This is a genomic window from Bacillus sp. MMSF_3353 (genome assembly GCF_030733445.1).
GTDB lineage: Bacteria > Bacillota > Bacilli > Bacillales > Bacillaceae_G > Bacillus_A > Bacillus_A wiedmannii.
The window spans coordinates 48,083-69,738 of sequence record NZ_JASHJA010000014.1 but is presented as its reverse complement, the minus strand read 5'-3'; the positions used below and the strand labels follow the sequence as shown (position 1 = coordinate 69,738).

Below are 21,656 nucleotides of genomic sequence, written 5' to 3'. Positions count from 1 at the left end.
AAACAAACACCTTAAACCATTAATAGTTATATAGTATTACATACTATATAACTATTAATAAATAATACTATATATATAATATATAATTATTAGTTTTATATTTATATTATATATATAAGGTATATTTTTTTAAGGGGGGGTTCTTTTTTATTTTGTTTTTCTTTTTTTAAGTACTGTAGTGTATTAGACCCCCTCCTAAAAACTTTTCTTTTATATATTTTTGTTTTCGTGTAAACAGCTGTGAATCTCCGAATCTCGAAACACGTGCCACACATTATAACCAAGCCACAAGCACTTTAACTACGCTCATCTCACTGTCTATTCTTTTTCTTTTATGGTTGGCAATTAAATTGTCTTTAATATAATAACCTTCAGTAACAATCTCCTATATACCTATAGCGATTTCTTCTTTTATTGATGTTGAATTTCTTTTCAAATGAAACAGATTGCACTTTATTCTATAGATAATAGATTATATCTGATTAAAGATTAACGCTTAGCTATTAAATAAAATCCTATTTTTCTTTGAGCATCTGATAAATTTTGCACAGTCATGTACCAAGTATTCTTATCTTTAGGAAGACTCTCAACTAACATAGCATCACCTAAACCCTGTATTCCGTACCCTGCATTTATAACATTCAATGATCCAGCATGAATGGTTACAGGTAAGATTTGTTTGCGGTCTATGGTTCTATTTTCCCATGTAAATCGAAAAAAACCGTTTCCAAGATCATTCTCCGGCGGTACCATACCTACTGGTACGTCTAAGTCCATTCTATATTCCCTTTTCAATTCATTATTAGTAGGATATGTTTGATATTGAATTTGATTATTATTATTAAAACCTACACCGTGGAAATTACTTGAATCAAACATATTATTTCTACCTGTATTAAGATAAAAGCTATTATTAGGATCTACATTTGGAACAGAATTTTGATACATCATGTCTTGATTTGGATTCCAGTAATTGTTATACATAATTATCCACTCCTATATTTTATTTACAATTTTCATGATATTAATTATCACTATCAAAGTGCTTAACCTATATTAAAAGAGGCTTAATTATGATACAAGAGCCCACCAAATGTTATCTTTTTTTGAATTTATCTAGCATCAGAAACACGTGCCACGCCGCTGTTGTCTCATAACCTCGTAGCACTGACTTTCCAGCTAAGAGAAACCGTTTTTCAGTCACCTTCATAATCAGTCCTTCTCCCGCATATACATTGCCCTGCTCAGTTTCGATATCCACATCACGTAACTGGTTCGTGGCAAAAAATTCACTTACCCCATAATCCACAACATGGAGACTCCAGGTAAGCTTACCCGTAACGACTCCTTCTTGTACCGTCACATACCCGTCGTAAAACGGAACCTCTAAACCATCGATTTCTAAATTCCTTATTTCTTCAGATGTCATATTCCTTACTCCTTGCAGCCACACATTCCACGAATCTCAGTTGTTGTTCAATATACGGATCATCACAATCCAATCCTTAATCTCGTTCATCACATCTTCTAAAACGACAGTCGGTACTTGTGGGGCTAATTCCTTGATACAACCTATATAATTCACTTACGTCTCGCCTAAAAACAAATTATCCAATTATTCAAAGCAAATAATGACTAGCCCTTATAATTTTCTGGTATTATTAGAATACTGGTATTTATTTTACATTTTAAGGAGCAATAATTATGGTTAAAATCACAGAGCATGTTTCGGTTTTCTTAAATAACAAGTTAAACAGTATAGTTTATTTACACGGAAAAGATACCTTCAATCGGTATACAGGCTTTTACGGTACCGTTCCATCCCCGTTAAAGGAGATTTTTTCTTTTTTTCATTCCGAATTAAATCAACTATTCAGTCATTTGAACGTCAGGTTACCGACTGGACATTATACTGCCCAAGAAAGTAGAAATCTTATTGGATATATCAATGCGATTAACAAGTTTCAAGTAGATTTGTCTACTACCGAAGTAGCATTTAATCTATGCACTTATTACAAACGCACAATTAATGAATGCCAAGAATTTCTTAAATCCAGTGATGGTAGCACCATCCCCGCAAATTTCAAGCCAGTAAACATAATAGAAATGGGTCCAATATTCGAACTGCAAACTGGTGTATCCGTTACTAGATCCGGCGCATCAATTCCATTCCTTTTAAAAACAATTGGCGAAGGATCATACGCAACAGTTCATAAATATAAAGATACATTTTACAACCAGTTTTTTGCTGTAAAAAAGGCTCGTAAAAATTTAAATGAAACCGAATATGATAGATTTCGAACTGAATTTTTAGAAATGCGTAAATTAAAGTCGCCTTATATTTTAGAAGTTTACAAATTTGATGATGAGAATCGTCAGTACATAATGGAATACGCAAATGACTCATTGTATTCCTACATATTAAAAAATAACAATTCCATGACTTTTTCACAAAGAAACAGTTTAATCCAACAAATTTTCAAAGCTTTCATATATCTTCACGGAAAGGATATTTTGCACAGAGATATTAGTCCAACAAACATTTTAGTTAAAACTTATGAGGATACTGAAATCATTAAAGTTTCCGATTTTGGTTTAGTAAAATTAGAAGACAGTCAACTTACAAACCAATATACTGAACTAAAAGGTGTATTCAATGACCCTCTACTAGCGGAAGTTGGATTTTCAAATTATAAAAAACACCACGAAATCTACGCTTTAACCAGGCTGATTTATTTTATTATTACTGCAAAAATGCAAATAAGTACTTACCCAAACACACATTTCCAAGACTTTGTCGCTAAAGGAATTAATCGCAATATTGAAGAACGGTACAAAAGTGTGCAAGAAATGCGTGAATCCTTTAGTCAACTCGTTTCTACTGTCCGGTACTTTAGTAAACAATAGTTTTTTTTACGCCCTTCTTCGCTAAAAACTGTTTCGCGCTATCAGTAAGCCGATAATAGTAAACATGATTATCATCTTTCGTGACTTGCTCCAGTAGTCCTAACTGAGAGAGTTGTCCCAACAACGTATCGAACTGCGTAGCCGGGATTTCTCCTCCTACCTGGTGTATCGCTCGTAAGATCGCTTCCGAACCTTTCACTCTATACCTCGTGATTTTACGATTTCCAGTGCTTGTTGTTCCGTAAAACCTTCCGAAACAAGTGCATCGAAACGTGCTTTATATACTTTTGACATTTCACGCTGCATACGCATTTGCATCGGTAATGCCTTTACAAAGTTATCCAGAATCATTTCCAGTTCGATATTTGTATATTGTTTATTCGGTTCGCTCATCTTATCGCCCCTTAAAATACGCGTCAATTTCCGCTAAAACTTGGTCGATCCCTTCAGGACTCAATACGAGTTTTCCGCCAGCTAATTCGATATTTTCGTCAGAAATTTCACCTGTAATTTGGCAAGAACCATTTAGATTATGTTTTTGTAGAATAATAGATTCACCATCTACGAAAATCTCCACCGGATCTTTTACTCGAATGCCTAATGTGCGACGCAATTCCATTGGTACCACAATACGTCCTAATGAATCAATGTTACGAATGATACCTGTTGATTTCATTTCTCTTCAGCTCCTTTTCAGAATTGTTGGTTTCGTCTATACATTTCTGTTTCTTTTTTTAATCTTAGATTAGCAGGCTCCGCATCAGAGTCGTAAAATTCTAAATTTGTTTTCAGTACCGGCTTAATCTCGATGTAATTACTAGCGCCTACAAAGCTGGAAACACCACCACGAATATTATTTTTAATAAAGTCGAAAAAGACTGTAGTTAATGCATTTACATTTGCTTCTTTATTTAAACGATCAAATCCATATTCATAAAGCATTGCGTGAATCGCCTCATGAAGTACGTTTTTCATTTGCCCTTCATGCTTTGTTACGTTATCCGAAATCTTGATATGTTGTTCGTGATACGTTACTTCAGCAATTCTTACTTCTCCGTTTTCTTTTTCATCAATCCATCCTTTTACTACTTCCACCTCGTACGGAACGCTACCAATCATCAGTTGTTTAGGTATATTCATATAACTTCATCCCCCTTTAATTTGGTAAATTATTTTCAATTTCCGTTCGTAATTTATCTCGTAGCCACTTAAACTTTAAATCTTTTTTATCGATTTTTGCCTGAATCACTTTTGCCTGGTCCTTTGTATAACATTTACGGAAACCGTTGTATAATTTCGAAATTTCTTTCTGCAGCTGTCTCATTTCACGGTTCGAATAATAACTTACAAAATCCGTTTTACAACTGGGACAAATGAAATAGTGCTTGTCCACACGGTTCAATAATCGTGCTGTGAGCATCTGGACACTAAACACGTGCTCACATACTTCACATTTCGCTTTTACGGGTTTCATTTTTTTCCCTCTTCTTTCGTCCAAAATTATTATTTTATTAAGTTTTTCATAAGCTATAACTTTAAATGTTCAAACTCAAATGAACCTCTAGACACATACACCATATACTAATTAAAATACTTCCTAAAAAAGTAGGTGAAAGCTATGCCAGCTATTCTTGGAAATCTTGTCGTACAAAACAGTAGCGGTTCTTTCAACTTAGGTGATTTTTATAACGTCTCTCCAAAAGAAAATACAAAATCTTATAATGGTTCAGGTTCATCAAATAATGCTTTTATTACCAATAACTTTAGCGGCGTTAGTGCAACAAACACATTCGATGCTGATGTTGCAGACCAAGATCAAGTAGTAGCAAACTAAAATTACTCATTCCTCTCCCCCTGAATAAAGCCCAGTATTCTGTTAATAATGTATATACAGTTTCTGATTTCCCTTCATACCCGAGGGCTTGGCGGCTAACTTTTGTTAGCTGCTCTTTTATATTCCTGTAATTCCTTCTCGAGTCTTTCAATATGTTCATCCCTTACTTGAACATCATCTTTTAAAAACTCAATTTCCTCTTTAAGTTTCATCCGTTCGTTAAACAATTGGCGATATTCGTGTATAGATGAATCACGACCTGCTCTAAGAAGTTCAATTTCTTTATTCCTCAGTTCAATTTGTTTTACAGCATGATCGAAATCATCTTTTAATAATTGGTACTTTGTAGAGCCTTTCATTTCAACACCTCACTTTTCTACAAAATGAAATTTTTGTTTAGTTTTCTTACCTGCATAATATTTTGATATTTGTTTATACTATAGTTGTAACTTTTTGTTACAACATATATCCGTATCGATTGAAACTTCTAAAATTGTACAACGGAGCAGTTAGCTATTTCGGCTAGCTGCTTTGTTGTTTAAAATGAAGTTTTTATTTAGCTTATTTTCACTCCCACATAATATTTTTAATTCTGCTCATACTATAGCTGTAACTTAAAGTTACATATCATTTACTTGTAGGGCCTAATTTTCTTTTGTACAACAAGTGGTTAGCTAATTAAGCTGGCTGCTTTGTTGTGTGCAATAAATTTTCATCTGAATTTATCACCACTAGGTAAAAATCACATATATTGTTATGGATTGTAATGGGCGGAGCACCCTGGTCAGGTGCTCTTTATTTTTGCGTTTACATACCAAATAGCGTTTTTGTTTTAATCTTCTCCTTTGAAAACAACAGTTATATGATCTGTATTTAGCGCACAAGGTAAGTACAATCCGTTTCTTAAATCAAAAAGCATTATAAATTTTTCCTCATTCAACATATCTATAATGTCGCTAAAACTTTCTTTGCTAAATAGCGTTATCAGCTCATCTTCATTTTTTAGCGATACATATAATTTCCGATATTTGTCCAACAATTCCACCTCTTATTCTCAAATAACGATTTTGTTTAAAAGTTGCACCGCCGTAAAAAACATCCATACAATACCATGTGCACCTTTTTTTCAATATAAATCTTGGTCATAGAGCGCCTTAAAATGCGCTCTTTTTTATTTAAATAAGAATTTCGTTTAATTTCCATTAACCTTTTTGATTCCTTTGAATACATTATTATTGCAAGGAATTCCATAGAGTACTCTCGTCCAGTCACCTTGAATTTCTTGCAGACCTTGTGTGAAGAATCCGTTTATAACAAACGGATTCTTTTATTTTGGGTTATAAAATAACTATTTTGTTACATTTTCATCGATCCATTTTTCTTATAAACCTTACAAATCTGTAATGCTAATGTCACCTAAATTGATAGTAAATTGGTTAATGTTGTTTTATTATACAGACTATTGACTTCATTAAATAAAACAACATTGGTAGGTGAAAAGTGATGGGGAGAAACTTATTGCGCTACGGAATTGTCAGTATAGCTTTTCTTACTATTCCTATTCTATTTATAATTTTTGTGTCGTCTCATTACATTCCAAAAGAATATAATGAAGAATGGCCAAAAGTACAAGAAACTGCTGAACTAGTAACTGTCGGATATTTTAAAAAAGATAAAAATCTTGATATTGTAATTGAAAGAATTGACCCTTCAAAAGAATATAGAACTAATGAAATTTATCTATATGGGCATGCCATTAACAATAAACAACATAAAATTTCTGCTATTGTAAATTTTAGTGATAACTATTCAATTAGAGACACATCTGAAAGTTAATACTAAACCAAGGAGTATTTAACTAAAGATTGGATACTCTTTAAGTTAAAACAACTATTTCATTAAAAACTTTTCACCTTTTAGCTGGACAAGCATATGAAGTACTATCACTCATAGGGTTCTCCTTTTTTCAAGAGTACATATTTGATATGTACTCTTTTTTTCATGCCCCTTTACGAATAATCTTTTTTACATTACACACACTATCCTCAAGTCAACTTCCCATGACTACACTCTTTAAAAACGGAGCTTTACCCCTCCGGACTGTTTAGGCACACGGCAGGTAACTTAGTCAATTACCTGCCATTTTCTATTCAAATAACGCTTCTGTTTAGTTTTCTTCTAACGCTGCACACATTTCACAAACGTCCCAACTAATATCTTCAAGTTCAATAGTTGTAGTAGCTTCTGCAAACCCGCAAAAATCACAGTGTTTCATATTAATCACCTCGCTTCTAAACAAAATTTAAATTTGATTTTCCTCAAAATCTTCAATACCATGTAAAATTTACTTAAAGATTGCTACGACTCAGCCTGTCCACACCAGAAACGTTATATAATGAATTTGCAAACACCTGGTTTGCGAACAAGTACCTTTCTGTACGACATAACCCTTTTGCTAGGAGAAATCCTAGCCTTTTTTATTTGAAATCTAAAATACGACGTTCTCCGGTTTTATCACCGTTTTCGCCTTAAACCGATACCCCTTACTTTCTAAGTATCCAACAAGTGTTAATGCACTTTTCCCAAACCTTTCTGCAATTGCATCTACCGTGTAACCTTTTTCAAATAGGTCTAAACTAATTCGTATTTCATCTTCTGTATAAGATGCCTGACTTTCTACAGGTCTCTCGAAGATCCCAAGCTCCTCCAGTTTTTTCTTTATTGCACTTTCTGTTCGCTGGAGACGTTTCGCGATATCCAAATACGTATAGCAATTCGCTTTGACCATACTTTTTAGTAATAATTCATCTTGTTTGGTCCAAGGCTCTCTCTCTTTTTTCCTTCTATACACATCCGCATCACGTTTCTCTTTCATCCATTCTGGTTCAGGTCCTAAAATTCCATATTCAACCTTTGAAAAATCAACTACCTGCTTATGCCGTTTTAACCAACCCCAAAAATCCTTATAGTAAACAACCTTTATTTTTTGAGTTTTTGCAAATAGCTTTAGTCTTATAGGAAATGCGAATCTTTCATACCACGATTCGATTGTTTTATAACTTACTTGTAATACATCTGCTAATTGGAGCACTGTAAGCCCACTGAAATGTAACCGTGGATCACTTAACCCTATACGATTTGCTTTTAGTTTTATGGCATTTACAGTGCGATCTAACTTCTTCGCAATACTTTTAATGCTGTATGTCCCCCAGGAATCCTCCAGATACGCTATTTCCTCTTTTGTCCAAAGAATAACTTTCCCCACCGTTCCGCCTCCTTTTAGTACCCGGATGCCTGACGATCATGATTGATTTTATTTTTTTCGATATACGCGTTATAAATCTCAATAGCCGAAAATCCAAGTGCTGCTCCTAAGTACGCCAAGTCATTCATCAGCGTCATGTAGTGTGCTGCGTTCCACAATTTGTTTTCATATAAATCGTTAAATACATCGATAATTTCTGTTTTTGAATGACCTTTGTTTGTACGTACTACAAAAGCATCGATATATTTGTTCCATTCACGTTCTAACCCAATCGATAATGCAAAGTGAAGCGCATCTACAAATTCCTCTAACAACGGATTGTAGTACTCCTTATCCTCTTCCATCATTTGACCTTCATTACGTACAGCTTTCGTAATCGGTTTGTTATTTTCACTCCAGTACTTATGACCGCGCCATACATGAAGTAACTCACTTAACTCATCACGAAATGATAACTTCTTTTCCTGAAACAACGGCACATTTTGCAAACCTTGTTTTTCTACAATCTTGTTATCAAGCTCTTTTTGAAGCTGGAATAAATGAATGATGTTCATATGTTTAGACACTCCTTTTCTGTAAATCTTTCCAAAATCCGTTCCATCCACATTTACAACGGACACGTTCTAGTTGCTGTAAAGAATGACTTTTTGTTACCTCTATCACTTCACCACTATCTTTGTGGCATTGAGGACACACATGATAGTTTGATTTCATAGGTGTAAGATACATCCCAGTGAACTTATGCATTGCTAGTAGTGATTTAAGTTGAGCCGAAATCCCTCCTCGGGAACTTGCAGCTCTCTTTTTTGCTAAATTTACTAAGTAACCCGCGCTGGCTGTTGACATCCCTTGATTAACGAGCTGACAAAAGGCCTTATAAATTGGATCTTGATTCTCTCTATCTTTTTTATGACGCTGACTTATCACCGTCACAGCCTCATCCTTATAGCAATTATGCTCTTCCATGTAGTAATAAACTTCTCTCCAGAACTCGTTGTCTTTCACTATAGACATCTCAACCGCTCCCTTCTTATCTAGCAATCACAAAGCTAACAATGACCGCTACCACCATATAAGAAACAACTACTGCTAAAAACTTTTTACGTAAATTTTTAATCTGTTCCCGTAATTCGTTATTTTCTTTTAATACACGTTTTGCGTAATTGTCTTTCACTTTCACCTGAGATTTGTATAAATCCACTTTCAACTGCAAATCTCGATTTTCTTGCATTACATCCTTTAACTGTTGCTCCGAATTGTTCAAGTACACTACCGCCCTTCGTGGCTCACCTTTTGCTACTTTTCTTTTTTGCTTAACCATTTCACGTTTTAATCTCTCCATCTTCCGATCACTTTTCCGATTTTCGTACCCCTTTCCTTGCTGTCTCCCACCCACAACTACACTTCCTTTCTACAGCTTTTTATTTTCTTAAATGCTCTAAAAATAGTTCATTGAAATTCTCGTTTTCTAATTCTTCCAGTCGCTTCTGCACACGCTCTAAACGTACGGGACCCAGCCCTAATACTTCTTTTACCGCTCTTAGTGCTAATGTCCGTCCATCTTTATACGATAAAAGGGATACTTGTTGCACTTCACCTCGGTGAAAACTTTGACGTTCCCTTGTCTTCTTTCGTTCACGTTCACTCGCTCGGCGTTGTTGACGATTTAATTTCTCGTTCATCGTCTTTCCCCCATTTCTTAAAACAACTCTTGAATAACAATTCTGCGTATGGATCCTGTGGTACCGGGTCTAAAACACCAGTCTTTTTATCTTTTCTTAATGAACTTACTACCCAAACCATGTTGTACGGTTCTCCGGCAATGCTTCCCACAATTCTTGCTGGTTTTACACGTGGTAATGCTGTTGCATGACGCTTTGTAAATAATGATTTACGTGGTCCCTCTCCTCTTCCCACATGCTATTCCTCCCTTTGTTTAAGCCAGGACTCAACACTCATTTTCTCGCCCCATCGATAACCTACACTTCCTTCTGCCTCAATCGGAACTGGAAATCCTGGTACTGGAGGTTGCTCCATAACTTGTTTAATTTGTTTTTCTACTGCAACTACAATTTCCGGATCATCATCTATTTCAAAAATGATTTCATCGTGAATTTGTGCAATCATATCGGCACTTCCATGAGAAAGTACGCCTTCTTGTTTACCGATAGATTCATAAATTTCATTTTGTACTTTCTTCATAATGTCAGCGGCACTACCTTGCACCGGTGTATTTGCCGCTTGTCTCTCAGCTGAGCCACGATCCCTTCTATTCGCGCTGTTAATGCCAGGTAGTAATCTCATATATCCATAAATCGTTTGTACATAGCCTTGCTCCCGTGCTTCTAAAACAATCTTGCGTTGATACTCAGGTATGCGTTTGTACGCTGTTTTAACAGCATTCACAATCTGCGCACATTCATCTAATGTTTTACGAATCATGTATTTTGTTTTAAATGTGAACTGTAAAGCGTGCTCAGTTCCGCCATAAGAGATACCGAAGTTGCCCGCCTTTGCATCTGTACGTTCTTTCTTTACAATTTCATCCTCAGGCTTTCCAGTCATTACAGACGCGGTTCTACGGTGCATGTCCCCGCCTGTATTAAACAATTCCGTCATGACTTCATCGCCTGACTTCCATGCCATTAAGCGAAGCTCGAAACCTGCAAAGTCAATAAAGAATAATACCTTTCCTGGTTTTGGTACAAAGAAGTTTCTTATCTTAAATTCATCATTATCAGGTCTCGGTACGTTTTGTCCGTTTGGATTAAAGCTATTCAAACGTCCTGTTTCCGTAAACGGACTGTACCCTGCATGAATCCGTCCACTCATAAAGTTCAGGTACTTTTCCCGTCCTACAATATGTGAAGAAAGTAGTGTCGTGTATTTTTGTATTTTCTTCAGCTGATCGATAACTTCCAGTGCTTGTTCTTTATAAGGGTGTGGCTCACGTTTCGCGATACGAATTGCCCCGCGTTCTAGTTTATCTAATGTAGGATCCTTTTCCGGATCAATACTTTCCCAATTTTCAGGTAATGAAAAGCTGAGGTACTTTTCCTCATCGATGTCATTCAGCTTGTTCTCGAGCATAAATGCCATATCGATAAGCGCCTCTTGGTCAAGACTCGCACCTGTTTTTCCATACTTGGCAACCGGTATTTTTAAGTAATCAAACATTAAACTTTTCACTTCATTTGTCTTACCTGATTTGCCAGTGTTTATATCAACATTGAATGTTTCTTTTGCAATTTGCTTAATACGTTCAGCAGCTTGTTCCTGCATAATTTCCGCTTCTTGTTTCTTTTGCGTTGCAAGGTTTGGGTCCCAAGTCATTCCCCAGTACTCCATAAGCCCAATAACACGTGTGAAGGGCATTTCTATCTTATGGAGCCATTCCTCATATCGCGGAATTTGAGATGCAATTTGAGACCAATATTCGTAATGCTGCAGTGCATAATCAGCATCTTCAACTGAATAAAGTAATCCTTCCCCCTTACTCGCATCAATCTCATCAAAGAAATCAACTTTGTGTTTCTTTAAAAGTGCTGAGAAGTCGTTCATCGTTACACCAAAAATGTGTTTTGTAGCTGGTTTGAGTCCCCATCCGCTTGTAGGTTTTTTTGGGTTATTAATCTTTTGAGGTGCTGCAATTTGTAAACATCGCACCCACATAATCAATGGATCAGCTACTTTTCCTAAAATGTACTTACCGTACTTTGCCGCGTATTTCGTTTCAAAAGATAAGTTAACTGCAATCTTTAATACCTTTTCATTTTTAAATAGGTACTCATCAAGTAAATCTAGTACAAGTTTTCTAGCTTCATCTCTATCCATACTTGGTTCAAATACTTGGCCAATCTTATGTGAGATTGGAACAACTCTTGACTCGTGTGGTGCTGCTGATAAGGACACCGTACAAATTTCACCTTTCCACGGATCCAATGGAGTTTTTAGATATGCTTTTTCTAGACTCTCTCTTCTGCTTTCCGCTTCTTTTTCATCAATAACCCCTGCAGCATATGCTTCTTCTATATCTTCAAACGCCTTTTTATAATGCGCTCTAATTTCTTCACTTGCCGCAGTCTCCCAGTCGAATCCTGCTTTACCTGTTTGTATACAACGTTCTAAGTATGTCTTTAACTCTGAGACTGTAAGAATCGCTTTATAGTCTTTCACTTGCTGCGGTTCCACTTTTGGCCAAACAATATCGAATTGCCCTGGCTCCTTCTTTTTTTCCATTTCTACCGCTAACTTTGATTCTTTTACCTGTACCTGTTTTTTACTACTCGCTAATGTTTTGGGTCTTCCAAATAAGCTTCCGAGTTTCATATTTTCACTTCCAGTCATATTTATAGTGCTTGTCCATATAATTAGTAGTACTCATCTTGTATATGATCAAAGAGACCTTTCTTCATGCAATACGCAATGTATGCATTAAAGCGTGGCGTTTTTCGATAACCACCGCTCGTTAAAAGAATCATCCTCATTTTCGCTAATTGATTTACAATTGCTTTCGCTTCTTCTTTATCGATTGACAGCATTGCCTCCACATCACCAAGTCGCAAGTACTTCTGCTGAGCAAATAGTTTGATAAACTCATAGAATTTCATTTCACCTGTTAACGTATCGATTTTCTTCAAGTCCGCCGTAAACTTCTGATATCTTTCTTCTGTCATTTCTTCTTCTTTTATAGCCAAACGAGCATAGTAATTTAAGCCACAACCCGGAGCATTATATAACGCTTTTAAGTACTCCCCGATGAACTCAACATGTCCTGGCCAAACTTGAATCCGTTCTCCTGATTCATCAACTGAATGTGTAAGAGCTGCAAGCGCAACCGCTAACCGTGCTACTTTATTCCGCTGATCTGAAGGAGAAACAAGTGGTATATCATTCGCATTTCCATATACTTTTGCAAGGTCTGTCGCAACCTCCAGCACTTTATCAATCGTACCGTCTGTAAATAACACGTCCTCTGGTTTACGTGACCAAGCGTATAAGATGTTATTTTTCAAAGTATCCTTCTGTATGATTGATGGATACGTAGCAAGTGTTTGGTTATACAATTCAGGATCCACATCACTCGCTCTCATAAAGACCGCAAAATCAAAACGGCGTATATCTTCGTTATTGAAAATATCTTTTAAACTTTCGGCTCCTTGAGAGTAATCAGCAAGCCGTTTTCCTTTCGGTACGTTCCCTGACATGATGGCACGTACACGGCAAGGTGTTTCAGCTGTTACAGCTCGTTTTACCTCTAGCTTTCCATCAGAACGCGCAAGTGTCATTTCACCATAATCATCTTTCGTAATACCTGTATCTTCATCGATCCAAATCATTTCTTTATCAGCTAATGGCCATGCACCCCAAACGATGTACCACGCACCTTGTGCACCTGACTGTTCCATCTTGTACGTTAGACCTGTACGAGACGTACTTTCCGCATTTACTCGAGTACCAAGACCTGCATATTTCATTACCTTTTCAATGAGCGCTGACTTACCTGTACCTGTATCACCAACTATTTTTAGTTCCACCCATCCGCGTAACGGATTTAAATCCCACGGTACTTTAAAACGCAGAACACTATGAAGTGTTAGCAATACTGCAAGTAATGTCTCATCACGTTCTACAATGTGAGTTACGTTGTACGTTAAATCGTTACAAATTGCTCCTAGCTTCTGTTCAATCGATTCTGCTGTATAATCTGCCGGCTGAAACGTCGCTAAATCTTCTTTTACTTGCTCATTTAACTCAAAACTTTCAACCACATCCTGAAGTGGTGTCGCACTTTTTACAAGTAGTGTGGACTCCTGATTCTTTGGATGCGGGTATACATAACCAGTTAATTCGTAGTACTTGTTCTCGCTTACGTTTAGTCCATTTACGGCGTACACTTTTCGTAGTACATAATTCCCTTTATGCTGCTCTTGTTTTTCGTCATCCTCTTCAGCCATCGGGATTACAAGTAACTCTTCCACGTTCATGTTTTCTAAAATATCTGTATTGTATTTTGGACAATTCGGAATGCCAGATATTTCTCGTAAAATGCCTTTTATATTATCGTCACCTACACCTGTCATTTGAATAACTTCCCGATCACTGACGCCCAGGTCTTTGTATCCTGTATGCGTATGGATGTCATATAGTGGGCAATGTACTTTTTTACAACTTTCTCTGCCCCAGCAATGATACTCAATGTTTTTCGGAATGATATAAGGTGTATGCTTTTTACCTGCAACCATGACGCGAGTTTTTACAAGCTTTCCAGTAAGGTCCGCATTACCTGTCTCTGCTAAATGGAGTAGCTTTGCATTTTCCTCTTCTTCAGCATTTTTCTTAATGCAGTGACACATATCACCGGCACACGCTACACGTTCATATTCTTTGCTGCCTGGTTTCTTTTCGCCATGTAGTGAACGAATAAACGCACAACCAAATTTGTATGTATTATCACCGCTGTATACCGCGTCAACCACACTTCTCGTATTTGCTACACGTTGTTGCTTACCATACTCATTATCCTCAGAAGTGAACTTAAGTACCCACTCCTCTAGTTCTTTTAACGTTTCTTCTCTCGTGTAGCCAGCGTCTTTGAAGTAACATGCCAGCTGTACTGTTGCTTGGTTTCGGTCACCGTCTTTTTTCCAGCCGCCATTTAAAATATCGACGACACATGCCGGTGGTTTGTCTTTCTTAAATTGGAATTCTTCTTTCGTATACTTACGAGCACTTGTTGCCGCAGCTTGTTCATATTCTTCTGTCTTATTTATTAGTAAATACCCCGTACGAGGTCTGTATTTCATTGCCTTTTTACGTTCTTCTGCCGTATAAGGTAGATCGTCAGCGTGTCTTGGTGCTTTTGCTAAATCTTTAATTTCTTCTAGCGTTAATTTGTTTAGTTCATTTACACTAACCTCTGTTTTAAACAGGCTTGTTTTTTGATGCATACTGTTCGGTAAACGAATCATACGCTTCTCTGTATACACCACTAAGTCTAGGGACGTGAGTCCTAGTCGATGAACTAAGTACCCAGCCATATGTTTGAAGATTTTATGAAGGTCGTTTCTCGGTTCAATACCGAGCGCATCGGAGCTTATTAAGATGTGGAATCCTTTTGATCCAGAAAAGTAAATCCACATATCCGATTCACGAATGTCCATCTCTTTTGTAAAAAATTCCACCAGCTTTATTGCATCCTTTTGGCTGACTGATGGGTCTTCCGCATGGTCAAGGTCAAAATATAGGGGAGCAATAAATGCCTCCCCCTTTACTTTTGTGTCGTTCGCAAATCGTTGAACTGTAGCAAAGCAATTGAAATTGAATGCCTCTCCCGTTTGGAATTGCTTCACTTCAGAAGAAGGGATTCGTTTCCACGGAATGCTTCTACCGTTCTGATTGCTGTACCATGCGTCTACATATTGATATTCACTTGTTTTATCTTTCTTTTTTGCCATTTGTAGACGCCCTCCTTAATTATTCTGAAGCTTTTTCTGCTTGTTCTGTTTCTTCTACATTAATTCCGTAGTCTTCTGGTTTGAATATACCTACAGGCTGGAAGTCAATACCGATCCATTGTTGACTCGCATTTGTACGACTCTTACGTTCTGTCGTTACTAAGCGCGTAACTATTTTGTTGACGCCTAATTTAGATGGGACACCAAGAGCTTTAAATTTCCCTGTATATACACTCATTGCAAAACGACCAAAAATGATTGTATCTGTTGGGCTAAAGCTCATTAAGTAGATACGTGGGAAGTCGTCAGGGCTTAAAGTTGATACCGGAACAACTGACGCCATATAACGAAGCTGAATATCATCTAGTTCATATCGTTCCTCTGCTTGTGGATTTTCAGCTAACCATTGATTGAATACAACTTCCGCATCTTCTTTTGTTTTTTCTGCCACAATCAACTGACCATCTTCAGGAGAATCTTGTTTACCCCATACCGACCAGCGTTGTTCACCGTATCCGATTACTACATCGATGTTGTCACCGTACATTACATTTTCATCATCTTTTTCTACAAAATTACCTTTCTTGTTAACTGTTAACCATTCACCCATACGGACAAAATCCATATCGAGACCGTTATTCGCTTCAACAAACCCCTGCTTTGTTTCTTCTAAAATAGCTGTAATATAATTGCTACCATCGTTTCTTTTCGCCACCGCGTTATTTTGTACCACTACTTCATTTTGATTTGTTTCTTGTGTCATTATTTTTTCCTCCCGCGCCCCTGTAGGCCATGTTTTTTCCATGCTTTTCGTTTTGCTTGGCTTTTCTTTTTTCGATAGGTTACTTTTCTGTTATAAGAAATCTCGTAATCTTTCGAATCGTATTCCGGAACCTCAACCATTATCGGGATTCCTCGTTGAAGAGATAAACTTTTACCGGATCCTCTTGCAAACACCCTTATCACTTTTTTAACGATTTTTTGACCGGTTTCTTTCAAACCCACTTACCTCACCTCTTTTGCTAAAGAAATGAGTTCCGTAATTTCATACAGCGCACCTACATGTTCGTACTTTTCCATCGTTATCACCCCTTTCACCAAGGCATGTCATTTAAAAAACTAGCTACTGTATCGCGTTCTGTTTTCGGCTTTCTTGGTACTGTTAATCCAATTCTGCTGTATACTTTCCTGCGGCTGTGATATTGGTCCTTAAACACTCCAACGTTGTAGTCAACGTAGTCGAACCAGTGCGCTTCTTTATCTGGATTTTTCCGATCAGGACGCATGATACGTCCAATTTCTTGCTCTACCGATGAACCGCTATTACTCTCACGGGAGTCACCACGTTTCGGCATTACCATGTGACCGACTGCTAAATGCTGCATGTCCAGTCCTTCACGCGCTAGCTGAGTAGCAAATAAAATGTCTACTTCTTTTCGGTCACACGCTTCTAAAATGTCCTTACGTTGTTGCTTTGTTACTTGCCATTCACGATTTTCTTTTTCTGAATACTGCGCAACCTTTACTTGCCAATCGTGCTTACCTTGCTTTTTATCTACTGCATGTCCGTTATCGATAAGCTGCTGTGCATGTTTTTCATTTTTCGCTTTTCTCCAGGTGTAGCGACTAATACCTCCATGCACTACAGCTGTTCTAACATCGATACCGAATCTTGCTTTTGCCATTCGTTTTACGAGTTCTTCAAGTACGAAACAGTAGCGAACTGATTCTGTTATAACGATGGATGGCCCTAAACTTACAGACTCAACAATATTCTCAGCAACTAACTTCGCACGCTTTTTATCAGAAATGAGGTGTCTTATTAGATCTGTGTAATCAAGATCTTCTCCACCAGCATCCACACTATCAATCTCGTTACGGTTACTTGCCGTTTCGTAATTGAATTCGGTATAAACAAATTTCACTTTCGGTTTTATTAGCCTTCCAGCTTCATACATTCCGTCCCTACTAATCTCATACACCTTTGGTCCTACACCGTTGTACATATAGATTTCTAATCCGTCTTTTCGAGAAGGTGTTGCCGTGAGACCAATCATATTTTCAGCAGTTAATTTCCCAGCCGTTTCGATGAACTGTACCGCGGGAAAATGATGTGCTTCATCTACTACTACTGTCCCGATAAAGTCGTTCAGCGCATCAATTAAATGTGGATTTCGCTGCAAAGTTTGCACTGTAGCAACGATTAATTTACCGTCTCCCCAATCATGAACCCCGTCACCAAAAAAACCGATACGACCGATATCAGGCATTGTAGCCTTTGCTCGCTTTGCGGATTGATACATTAAATCTTTTGTGTGCGTGAGCCATAGGGCCGCTTTACCTTTTTCGTAAATGTAGCGCATGCCCATAACTGTTTTACCGGATCCCGCTGGCGCAACACCTATTCCATTTTCTTGCATAAGTGCTTGTACCATCGGTGTCTGGTCTTCTTTTAATACAAACTCGTCATTCCATTCCCCGAAACTAACATCTCGGCCATATGAAATCTGTGAAGTAATAACTTTACTTGGATCGTAGCCTAAGTTTTTCAGTACCTCTTCCAGCTTTGACAAGAAACCTCGCGGCGTAACAATATCGCCTCCGTCATATACAAATAATTCAAGTTTTGCTTGTACGCCCCATGTAGGTCTACGTTGTTTTTTCGCTTTCACATACGCTGGATTATCAAATGTTAGTGCCTTAGTAATTGCCGCCTTAAGAGGTGTACTAGCACCTCTTATCCGGATGTTGTGTTTCACAAGGATTTGTAGCAAGTGAGCACCCCCGATAGATCGTAAGAAGGTTCATGGTATGTAAGTCTTGGAAGTGGTACGCAAGGAACCGTCTGTTTTTGAAATTCTTCAAGTTTTATATGGTTCACATTTCTTTTTTTCATATGAATAAGAGCTGTAATAAGTCTGAATGCATAAGCCTCGTCAAGCTCCTTGCTATCGTTTAGAAAACTGATAAACACTAAACCTAAATTTCTATCAATAATTTGATCAAAATCTCGTAATCCGAGAATCTGATTTGGTCTCATATAATCTAGCGAAAATCTACGACTCTCAGTACGTTTCATTTCCGCTAATATATTTACTTCAGGTGTTAGTACAATCTCATCACCTGGACGAGTTGCACCTGCACCATCTGCTATTCTCATACGCCATACCTTAGGAACATGTCGCCAGCTTCTTCTGATTTCTGTCTGAAAATCATCACCACGTTGCTGACGTTCACGTTGTTTATTTCTCAGTGCTGTTTGTTTTGGATCCATAGCAACCTCCTACGCCAAAAACTTCAATAGATTTGCTTGTACGTAAGCTTTTGCCTTTACAAGATCAGCTGATTCTTTCGCTGTTTCCCAAGCATCTTTTGTTTGATAAATTTTGATATCAATGGACGCTAATTCTTGCTCTACATCCGTAAGTTGTTGGCGTTCTTCTTTGCTGTAATGCAGGCGATACGCATCACGTAATGTATCGTTCGTGAGAGCCACTTTTTGATCATTCACATATGCGTATTGGTTACGACCTTCACCTTGAATCTGCATAAATGCTTCAGCTTCTTTTAACTCTACAGCTGTTTTAAGTTTCACTTTTTGTTTAATTAGTTCGGCTTTCTTCCCGTAAGCTTCTTCACGTGCTTTACCTTTTTCAAGAACATCCTGTACTGCAGCATCGATTTGTTGTAGCGATGCTTGTAATTCCAGTGGATCTAATACACGAACATAATCAGTTGGTACCTTCTTGCCTAAAAGTTCTGTTGCGGCTGCAAGTAATTTTTCTGTACCATGAACTTCTTGTAAACTACGAATTTGTTTATTTAATTCAGTCATAGATTAAGTCCCCCATCTTTTTGTATTGTCACAACTAATTTCTCAATCGTTACCGACTTTTTCACTACCTGTTCGATTGTGATATTCATCGTTTCTACGCGGTCATGCTCCTCTTTGTTGTAACCCGCTACGCTTATCAATAGAGGTGAAAACTCTACCACTATAGCGTTCCAATTATTTTTATTACTGCTGTTATATCCATATTTCTTACCTGCAGTAACCTGTACCGCTGTACCTTCGCTTAATTCGTTCTCATCAAACTGCGGTTTGTTTACAATCATGCTCGTAACCCCTCCTTTGCTTCTGCGATTTTCGTTAACGCTATTTCTACCACGTCAGGATTAATGCAATCCGTCTGGGCGATACTCTCAACTATCGTATTAATATCAACCAGAACATCTTCTCCTGTTTCCGTTTGAATCAATGAAGCAAACTCCTCCATTGCATATGCACGTTTCTTTTCAGCCTCAATACGACTTCGGTCAAGTACTTCTTCACCAGGTTTTGCACTTTGAAGTGGGATCCGTTCTAAGTCAAAAACTCCTGGTGATTTTACATCAATAAGAAGTACTTGTATCGGTCTATTAATTTCAGCTTCCGAAGCCGATAAACGTGTGATACTACCGATATTCGCAAACACTTTTCCATCCGAACGATTATAAATACCGAAACCTGTATGGTCATGTCCACACAAAACCAAATCCGCATCTGTTTTTACATCTTGCACTTTTGTATACCGGTCAAAAGGCGGATCATGGTCAAGTAACATACCGTGAGCTACATGTATTTTAGTTGACTCATAATCTTCAGTAACTTCTGGTGAATAACCATAACCAGCTTTATCAATTTGATCACTGTACGGTGTAAATGTTAACTGGACGTGATTACCGTCTTGGTGAAACATATGAGCTTGCCCAGGATCATTAATGACTGTAAGCTGCGGGACGATTAACTCCAGTACTCTAAGGCTTGTCCGTTCATACGTTGCTAAGTTATATCCGTAAATATCGTGGTTACCAGCTGTCGTATAGATTGATACTGGACTTTCTTTCAATACCTTTGCGAACTCTAGTAACACGCTTGTCGTAACCTCAGGTCTATCAAACGTATCTCCAGGTTGGATAATTGCTGTCACACCTTTGTATTTAGCTAGTGCGAAAATCTCACGGAACTTCGCAATTAATGCCTCTTTGTAGTTATCCTTACGATTACGAGGGTTTGTACCTCGTATATGTGGATCACCGAAATATAGAAACTTCATACTCTCACCTCTGCTTTTTCGTGCTTCGCGCAACGTTGTATCTAAAGTAATTCCACCTTCAACAATGTGGTGCATCAGTGAAGGTTACTTGATTCTTTTTTCTTGATAACTTGTTTTGTGATTTCACCTGTCTCAGCATCTAACGTCAAATCATCTTCACCGTTAACACCCAATTCAGAATGAATGTCAGCCCATACTGCATCGTGCCATTCCTCTAATCCTTTTGTTGCATTTTCTAATTTCTTTTTATATTTTTCTTTAATTGGTTCAAGTTCAGCCTTTAATTCCTTAGCTACAACTTCCTTAATAGCTTCCGTTTCTTTACGAATTCTACGTAACTCGCGTACTTGTTCTTCAGTTGCTTTACCTACAACTTCCTCTGCCACTTCTACACCTGCAACCGTTGCAGCTAATTCTTTTACTAAGCACTTAATACACATATCCAAATCTCCCTTTCTATAAAGCAGTTACTATGCTTTTTCCTTGTTTTTGAGTCACACCAAGTGCTACGTCACCTATCTCAGCTAAATGAGTACTGTGCGTAATTAAAATGATTTGACGTTTAAATTTCGTACTATACTCCTTCAAGAAATACGCCACATTTGGTGCGTATTCTTGACTCACGTGCTTTCCAACCTCATCTAAGAATAACGGTCCTCTTACACCACTAATTTCTCCAACAGCCAATCTGAGCGCTAAACTAACTACGTCTGCTACACCACCACCGCGATCATAATCAGGTGGCTTTAATTGTGTCCGTACATCCTCAGACTGTAGCCAATACTCTGCTACCGGTTGATTACCTTTTACGGCAATTTCAATTTCGAATCTGTAGTCTTTATCGAATACAACTGTAAGAGCTGACGTAACAATTTCTTCTATACGACGTTTTGCTTGCTGCCTTGCATAATCACTCGTCTTTTGAAGAAGAATTTGTACTAAATCAAACGCTCCAAGTTGCTCCTCAGCTTTTGTTTTTCTTGCTTCTGCGCTTTTTTGTTGCTTAACTAACAAATCACGTTGACCGATTTTCATTTTCAGTTTATCGCTTGCCTGACGGATATCCGCTCTTGCTTTTAGAAGCTCGTACATAAAAG

The 21,656-nt window shown here is 37.6% G+C and carries 27 protein-coding genes and 1 pseudogene; 3 read left to right on the top strand and 25 right to left on the bottom strand.

What is annotated here, in order from left to right; all coding sequences use genetic code 11:
* Positions 1–489: 489 nt before the first annotated feature.
* Both RBB48_RS22145 and RBB48_RS22140 read right to left on the bottom strand, forming a co-directional pair.
* On the bottom strand, positions 490–984 hold the full coding sequence (locus RBB48_RS22145) for a hypothetical protein (protein ID WP_306008092.1): 495 nt from the start codon (positions 982–984) through the stop codon (positions 490–492).
* A gap of 112 nt (positions 985–1,096) precedes the next feature.
* Positions 1,097–1,429, bottom strand: a complete 333-nt coding sequence (locus RBB48_RS22140) for a hypothetical protein (RefSeq protein WP_306008091.1) — start codon at positions 1,427–1,429, stop codon at positions 1,097–1,099.
* 275 nt (positions 1,430–1,704) lie between these two features.
* Between RBB48_RS22140 and RBB48_RS22135 the strand changes: the two genes are divergently transcribed.
* A complete protein-coding gene (locus tag RBB48_RS22135) occupies positions 1,705–2,907 on the top strand; it encodes a protein kinase family protein (RefSeq protein WP_306008090.1) in 1,203 nt (400 codons plus the stop codon).
* A 195-nt stretch (positions 2,908–3,102) separates the two neighbouring features.
* Here RBB48_RS22135 and RBB48_RS22130 read toward each other — a convergent pair whose 3' ends face one another.
* From RBB48_RS22130 to RBB48_RS22115, 4 genes and pseudogenes are all read right to left on the bottom strand, one after another.
* Positions 3,103–3,300 (bottom strand): hypothetical protein, encoded by a 198-nt coding sequence (locus RBB48_RS22130; RefSeq protein ID WP_001294615.1) that lies wholly within the window; start codon positions 3,298–3,300, stop codon positions 3,103–3,105.
* 1 nt (position 3,301) lies between these two features.
* On the bottom strand, positions 3,302–3,583 hold the full coding sequence (locus RBB48_RS22125; protein ID WP_306008089.1) for an AbrB/MazE/SpoVT family DNA-binding domain-containing protein: 282 nt from the start codon (positions 3,581–3,583) through the stop codon (positions 3,302–3,304).
* Positions 3,584–3,621: 38 nt separating this feature from the next.
* Positions 3,622–4,047: pseudogene (locus tag RBB48_RS22120) on the bottom strand (hypothetical protein); the annotation flags it as partial.
* A gap of 16 nt (positions 4,048–4,063) precedes the next feature.
* Positions 4,064–4,381: a transglycosylase gene (locus RBB48_RS22115; protein ID WP_306008088.1), complete on the bottom strand. Its 318-nt coding sequence runs from the start codon at positions 4,379–4,381 to the stop codon at positions 4,064–4,066.
* Positions 4,382–4,525: 144 nt separating this feature from the next.
* On the opposite strand from RBB48_RS22115, the gene RBB48_RS22110 reads away from it, so the two are divergent.
* Positions 4,526–4,741, top strand: coding sequence for a spore germination protein (locus RBB48_RS22110; protein WP_306008087.1), 216 nt, complete (start codon positions 4,526–4,528; stop codon positions 4,739–4,741).
* Between the two features lie 95 nt (positions 4,742–4,836).
* Here RBB48_RS22110 and RBB48_RS22105 read toward each other — a convergent pair whose 3' ends face one another.
* Positions 4,837–5,100 (bottom strand): hypothetical protein, encoded by a 264-nt coding sequence (locus RBB48_RS22105; protein WP_306008086.1) that lies wholly within the window; start codon positions 5,098–5,100, stop codon positions 4,837–4,839.
* A 473-nt stretch (positions 5,101–5,573) separates the two neighbouring features.
* The gene (locus RBB48_RS22100) at positions 5,574–5,786 is read right to left on the bottom strand and encodes a hypothetical protein (protein WP_306008085.1); all 213 of its coding nucleotides are present in this window, start codon (positions 5,784–5,786) and stop codon (positions 5,574–5,576) included.
* Between the two features lie 458 nt (positions 5,787–6,244).
* Between RBB48_RS22100 and RBB48_RS22095 the strand changes: the two genes are divergently transcribed.
* Positions 6,245–6,577, top strand: coding sequence for a phosphoglycolate phosphatase (locus RBB48_RS22095; RefSeq protein ID WP_306008084.1), 333 nt, complete (start codon positions 6,245–6,247; stop codon positions 6,575–6,577).
* A gap of 652 nt (positions 6,578–7,229) precedes the next feature.
* Here the strand turns inward: RBB48_RS22095 and RBB48_RS22090 are convergent.
* From RBB48_RS22090 to RBB48_RS22010, 17 genes are all read right to left on the bottom strand, one after another.
* Complete coding sequence (locus RBB48_RS22090) at positions 7,230–8,006, bottom strand: hypothetical protein (protein WP_306008083.1); 777 nt, start codon at positions 8,004–8,006, stop codon at positions 7,230–7,232.
* 14 nt (positions 8,007–8,020) lie between these two features.
* On the bottom strand, positions 8,021–8,560 hold the full coding sequence (locus RBB48_RS22085; protein WP_306008082.1) for a dUTP diphosphatase: 540 nt from the start codon (positions 8,558–8,560) through the stop codon (positions 8,021–8,023).
* 4 nt (positions 8,561–8,564) lie between these two features.
* A complete protein-coding gene (locus RBB48_RS22080; protein WP_306008081.1) occupies positions 8,565–8,939 on the bottom strand; it encodes a hypothetical protein in 375 nt (124 codons plus the stop codon).
* Between the two features lie 97 nt (positions 8,940–9,036).
* On the bottom strand, positions 9,037–9,402 hold the full coding sequence (locus tag RBB48_RS22075; RefSeq protein WP_306008080.1) for a hypothetical protein: 366 nt from the start codon (positions 9,400–9,402) through the stop codon (positions 9,037–9,039).
* A gap of 25 nt (positions 9,403–9,427) precedes the next feature.
* Positions 9,428–9,688: a hypothetical protein gene (locus RBB48_RS22070; protein WP_277616915.1), complete on the bottom strand. Its 261-nt coding sequence runs from the start codon at positions 9,686–9,688 to the stop codon at positions 9,428–9,430.
* Positions 9,648–9,923, bottom strand: a complete 276-nt coding sequence (locus RBB48_RS22065; protein ID WP_306008079.1) for a hypothetical protein — start codon at positions 9,921–9,923, stop codon at positions 9,648–9,650. The genes RBB48_RS22070 and RBB48_RS22065 overlap by 41 nt, the downstream gene beginning before the upstream one ends.
* A gap of 3 nt (positions 9,924–9,926) precedes the next feature.
* On the bottom strand, positions 9,927–12,353 hold the full coding sequence (locus RBB48_RS22060) for a bifunctional 3'-5' exonuclease/DNA polymerase (RefSeq protein ID WP_371878387.1): 2,427 nt from the start codon (positions 12,351–12,353) through the stop codon (positions 9,927–9,929).
* Between the two features lie 23 nt (positions 12,354–12,376).
* Positions 12,377–15,463 carry a DNA primase small subunit domain-containing protein gene (locus tag RBB48_RS22055; protein WP_306008077.1) on the bottom strand — a complete coding sequence of 1,029 codons (3,087 nt, stop codon included), beginning with the start codon at positions 15,461–15,463 and terminating at the stop codon, positions 12,377–12,379.
* A 19-nt stretch (positions 15,464–15,482) separates the two neighbouring features.
* Positions 15,483–16,226, bottom strand: coding sequence for a hypothetical protein (locus RBB48_RS22050; RefSeq protein ID WP_306008076.1), 744 nt, complete (start codon positions 16,224–16,226; stop codon positions 15,483–15,485).
* The gene (locus RBB48_RS22045) at positions 16,226–16,468 is read right to left on the bottom strand and encodes a hypothetical protein (protein ID WP_000523223.1); all 243 of its coding nucleotides are present in this window, start codon (positions 16,466–16,468) and stop codon (positions 16,226–16,228) included. The genes RBB48_RS22050 and RBB48_RS22045 overlap by 1 nt, the downstream gene beginning before the upstream one ends.
* Before the next feature lie 89 nt (positions 16,469–16,557).
* Complete coding sequence (locus tag RBB48_RS22040; protein WP_306008124.1) at positions 16,558–18,135, bottom strand: DEAD/DEAH box helicase; 1,578 nt, start codon at positions 18,133–18,135, stop codon at positions 16,558–16,560.
* Positions 18,136–18,218: 83 nt separating this feature from the next.
* A complete protein-coding gene (locus tag RBB48_RS22035; protein ID WP_306008075.1) occupies positions 18,219–18,737 on the bottom strand; it encodes a M48 family metalloprotease in 519 nt (172 codons plus the stop codon).
* Positions 18,738–18,746: 9 nt separating this feature from the next.
* Entirely contained in the window at positions 18,747–19,298 is a 552-nt protein-coding gene (locus tag RBB48_RS22030) for a hypothetical protein (RefSeq protein WP_306008074.1), read from the bottom strand.
* Positions 19,295–19,579, bottom strand: a complete 285-nt coding sequence (locus tag RBB48_RS22025; RefSeq protein ID WP_306008073.1) for a hypothetical protein — start codon at positions 19,577–19,579, stop codon at positions 19,295–19,297. Before RBB48_RS22025 ends, RBB48_RS22030 begins: the two co-directional genes overlap by 4 nt.
* Positions 19,576–20,634, bottom strand: coding sequence for a metallophosphoesterase family protein (locus tag RBB48_RS22020; RefSeq protein WP_306008072.1), 1,059 nt, complete (start codon positions 20,632–20,634; stop codon positions 19,576–19,578). Before RBB48_RS22020 ends, RBB48_RS22025 begins: the two co-directional genes overlap by 4 nt.
* Entirely contained in the window at positions 20,634–20,999 is a 366-nt protein-coding gene (locus RBB48_RS22015; RefSeq protein ID WP_306008071.1) for a hypothetical protein, read from the bottom strand. The genes RBB48_RS22020 and RBB48_RS22015 overlap by 1 nt, the downstream gene beginning before the upstream one ends.
* A gap of 16 nt (positions 21,000–21,015) precedes the next feature.
* Complete coding sequence (locus tag RBB48_RS22010) at positions 21,016–21,651, bottom strand: chromosome partitioning protein ParA (protein WP_306008070.1); 636 nt, start codon at positions 21,649–21,651, stop codon at positions 21,016–21,018.
* Positions 21,652–21,656: the final 5 nt, after the last annotated feature.

Coding starts and splice junctions, on each gene's coding strand:
- RBB48_RS22145 (WP_306008092.1), bottom strand. CDS start 984: ATGTATAACAATTACTGGAATCCAAATCAAGACATGATGTATCAAAAT.
- RBB48_RS22140 (WP_306008091.1), bottom strand. CDS start 1,429: ATGACATCTGAAGAAATAAGGAATTTAGAAATCGATGGTTTAGAGGTT.
- RBB48_RS22135 (WP_306008090.1), top strand. CDS start 1,705: ATGGTTAAAATCACAGAGCATGTTTCGGTTTTCTTAAATAACAAGTTA.
- RBB48_RS22130 (WP_001294615.1), bottom strand. CDS start 3,300: ATGAGCGAACCGAATAAACAATATACAAATATCGAACTGGAAATGATT.
- RBB48_RS22125 (WP_306008089.1), bottom strand. CDS start 3,583: ATGAAATCAACAGGTATCATTCGTAACATTGATTCATTAGGACGTATT.
- RBB48_RS22115 (WP_306008088.1), bottom strand. CDS start 4,381: ATGAAACCCGTAAAAGCGAAATGTGAAGTATGTGAGCACGTGTTTAGT.
- RBB48_RS22110 (WP_306008087.1), top strand. CDS start 4,526: ATGCCAGCTATTCTTGGAAATCTTGTCGTACAAAACAGTAGCGGTTCT.
- RBB48_RS22105 (WP_306008086.1), bottom strand. CDS start 5,100: ATGAAAGGCTCTACAAAGTACCAATTATTAAAAGATGATTTCGATCAT.
- RBB48_RS22095 (WP_306008084.1), top strand. CDS start 6,245: ATGGGGAGAAACTTATTGCGCTACGGAATTGTCAGTATAGCTTTTCTT.
- RBB48_RS22085 (WP_306008082.1), bottom strand. CDS start 8,560: ATGAACATCATTCATTTATTCCAGCTTCAAAAAGAGCTTGATAACAAG.
- RBB48_RS22070 (WP_277616915.1), bottom strand. CDS start 9,688: ATGAACGAGAAATTAAATCGTCAACAACGCCGAGCGAGTGAACGTGAA.
- RBB48_RS22060 (WP_371878387.1), bottom strand. CDS start 12,353: ATGACTGGAAGTGAAAATATGAAACTCGGAAGCTTATTTGGAAGACCC.
- RBB48_RS22055 (WP_306008077.1), bottom strand. CDS start 15,463: ATGGCAAAAAAGAAAGATAAAACAAGTGAATATCAATATGTAGACGCA.
- RBB48_RS22050 (WP_306008076.1), bottom strand. CDS start 16,226: ATGACACAAGAAACAAATCAAAATGAAGTAGTGGTACAAAATAACGCG.
- RBB48_RS22035 (WP_306008075.1), bottom strand. CDS start 18,737: ATGGATCCAAAACAAACAGCACTGAGAAATAAACAACGTGAACGTCAG.
- RBB48_RS22030 (WP_306008074.1), bottom strand. CDS start 19,298: ATGACTGAATTAAATAAACAAATTCGTAGTTTACAAGAAGTTCATGGT.
- RBB48_RS22025 (WP_306008073.1), bottom strand. CDS start 19,579: ATGATTGTAAACAAACCGCAGTTTGATGAGAACGAATTAAGCGAAGGT.
- RBB48_RS22020 (WP_306008072.1), bottom strand. CDS start 20,634: ATGCACCACATTGTTGAAGGTGGAATTACTTTAGATACAACGTTGCGC.
- RBB48_RS22015 (WP_306008071.1), bottom strand. CDS start 20,999: ATGTGTATTAAGTGCTTAGTAAAAGAATTAGCTGCAACGGTTGCAGGT.
- RBB48_RS22010 (WP_306008070.1), bottom strand. CDS start 21,651: ATGTACGAGCTTCTAAAAGCAAGAGCGGATATCCGTCAGGCAAGCGAT.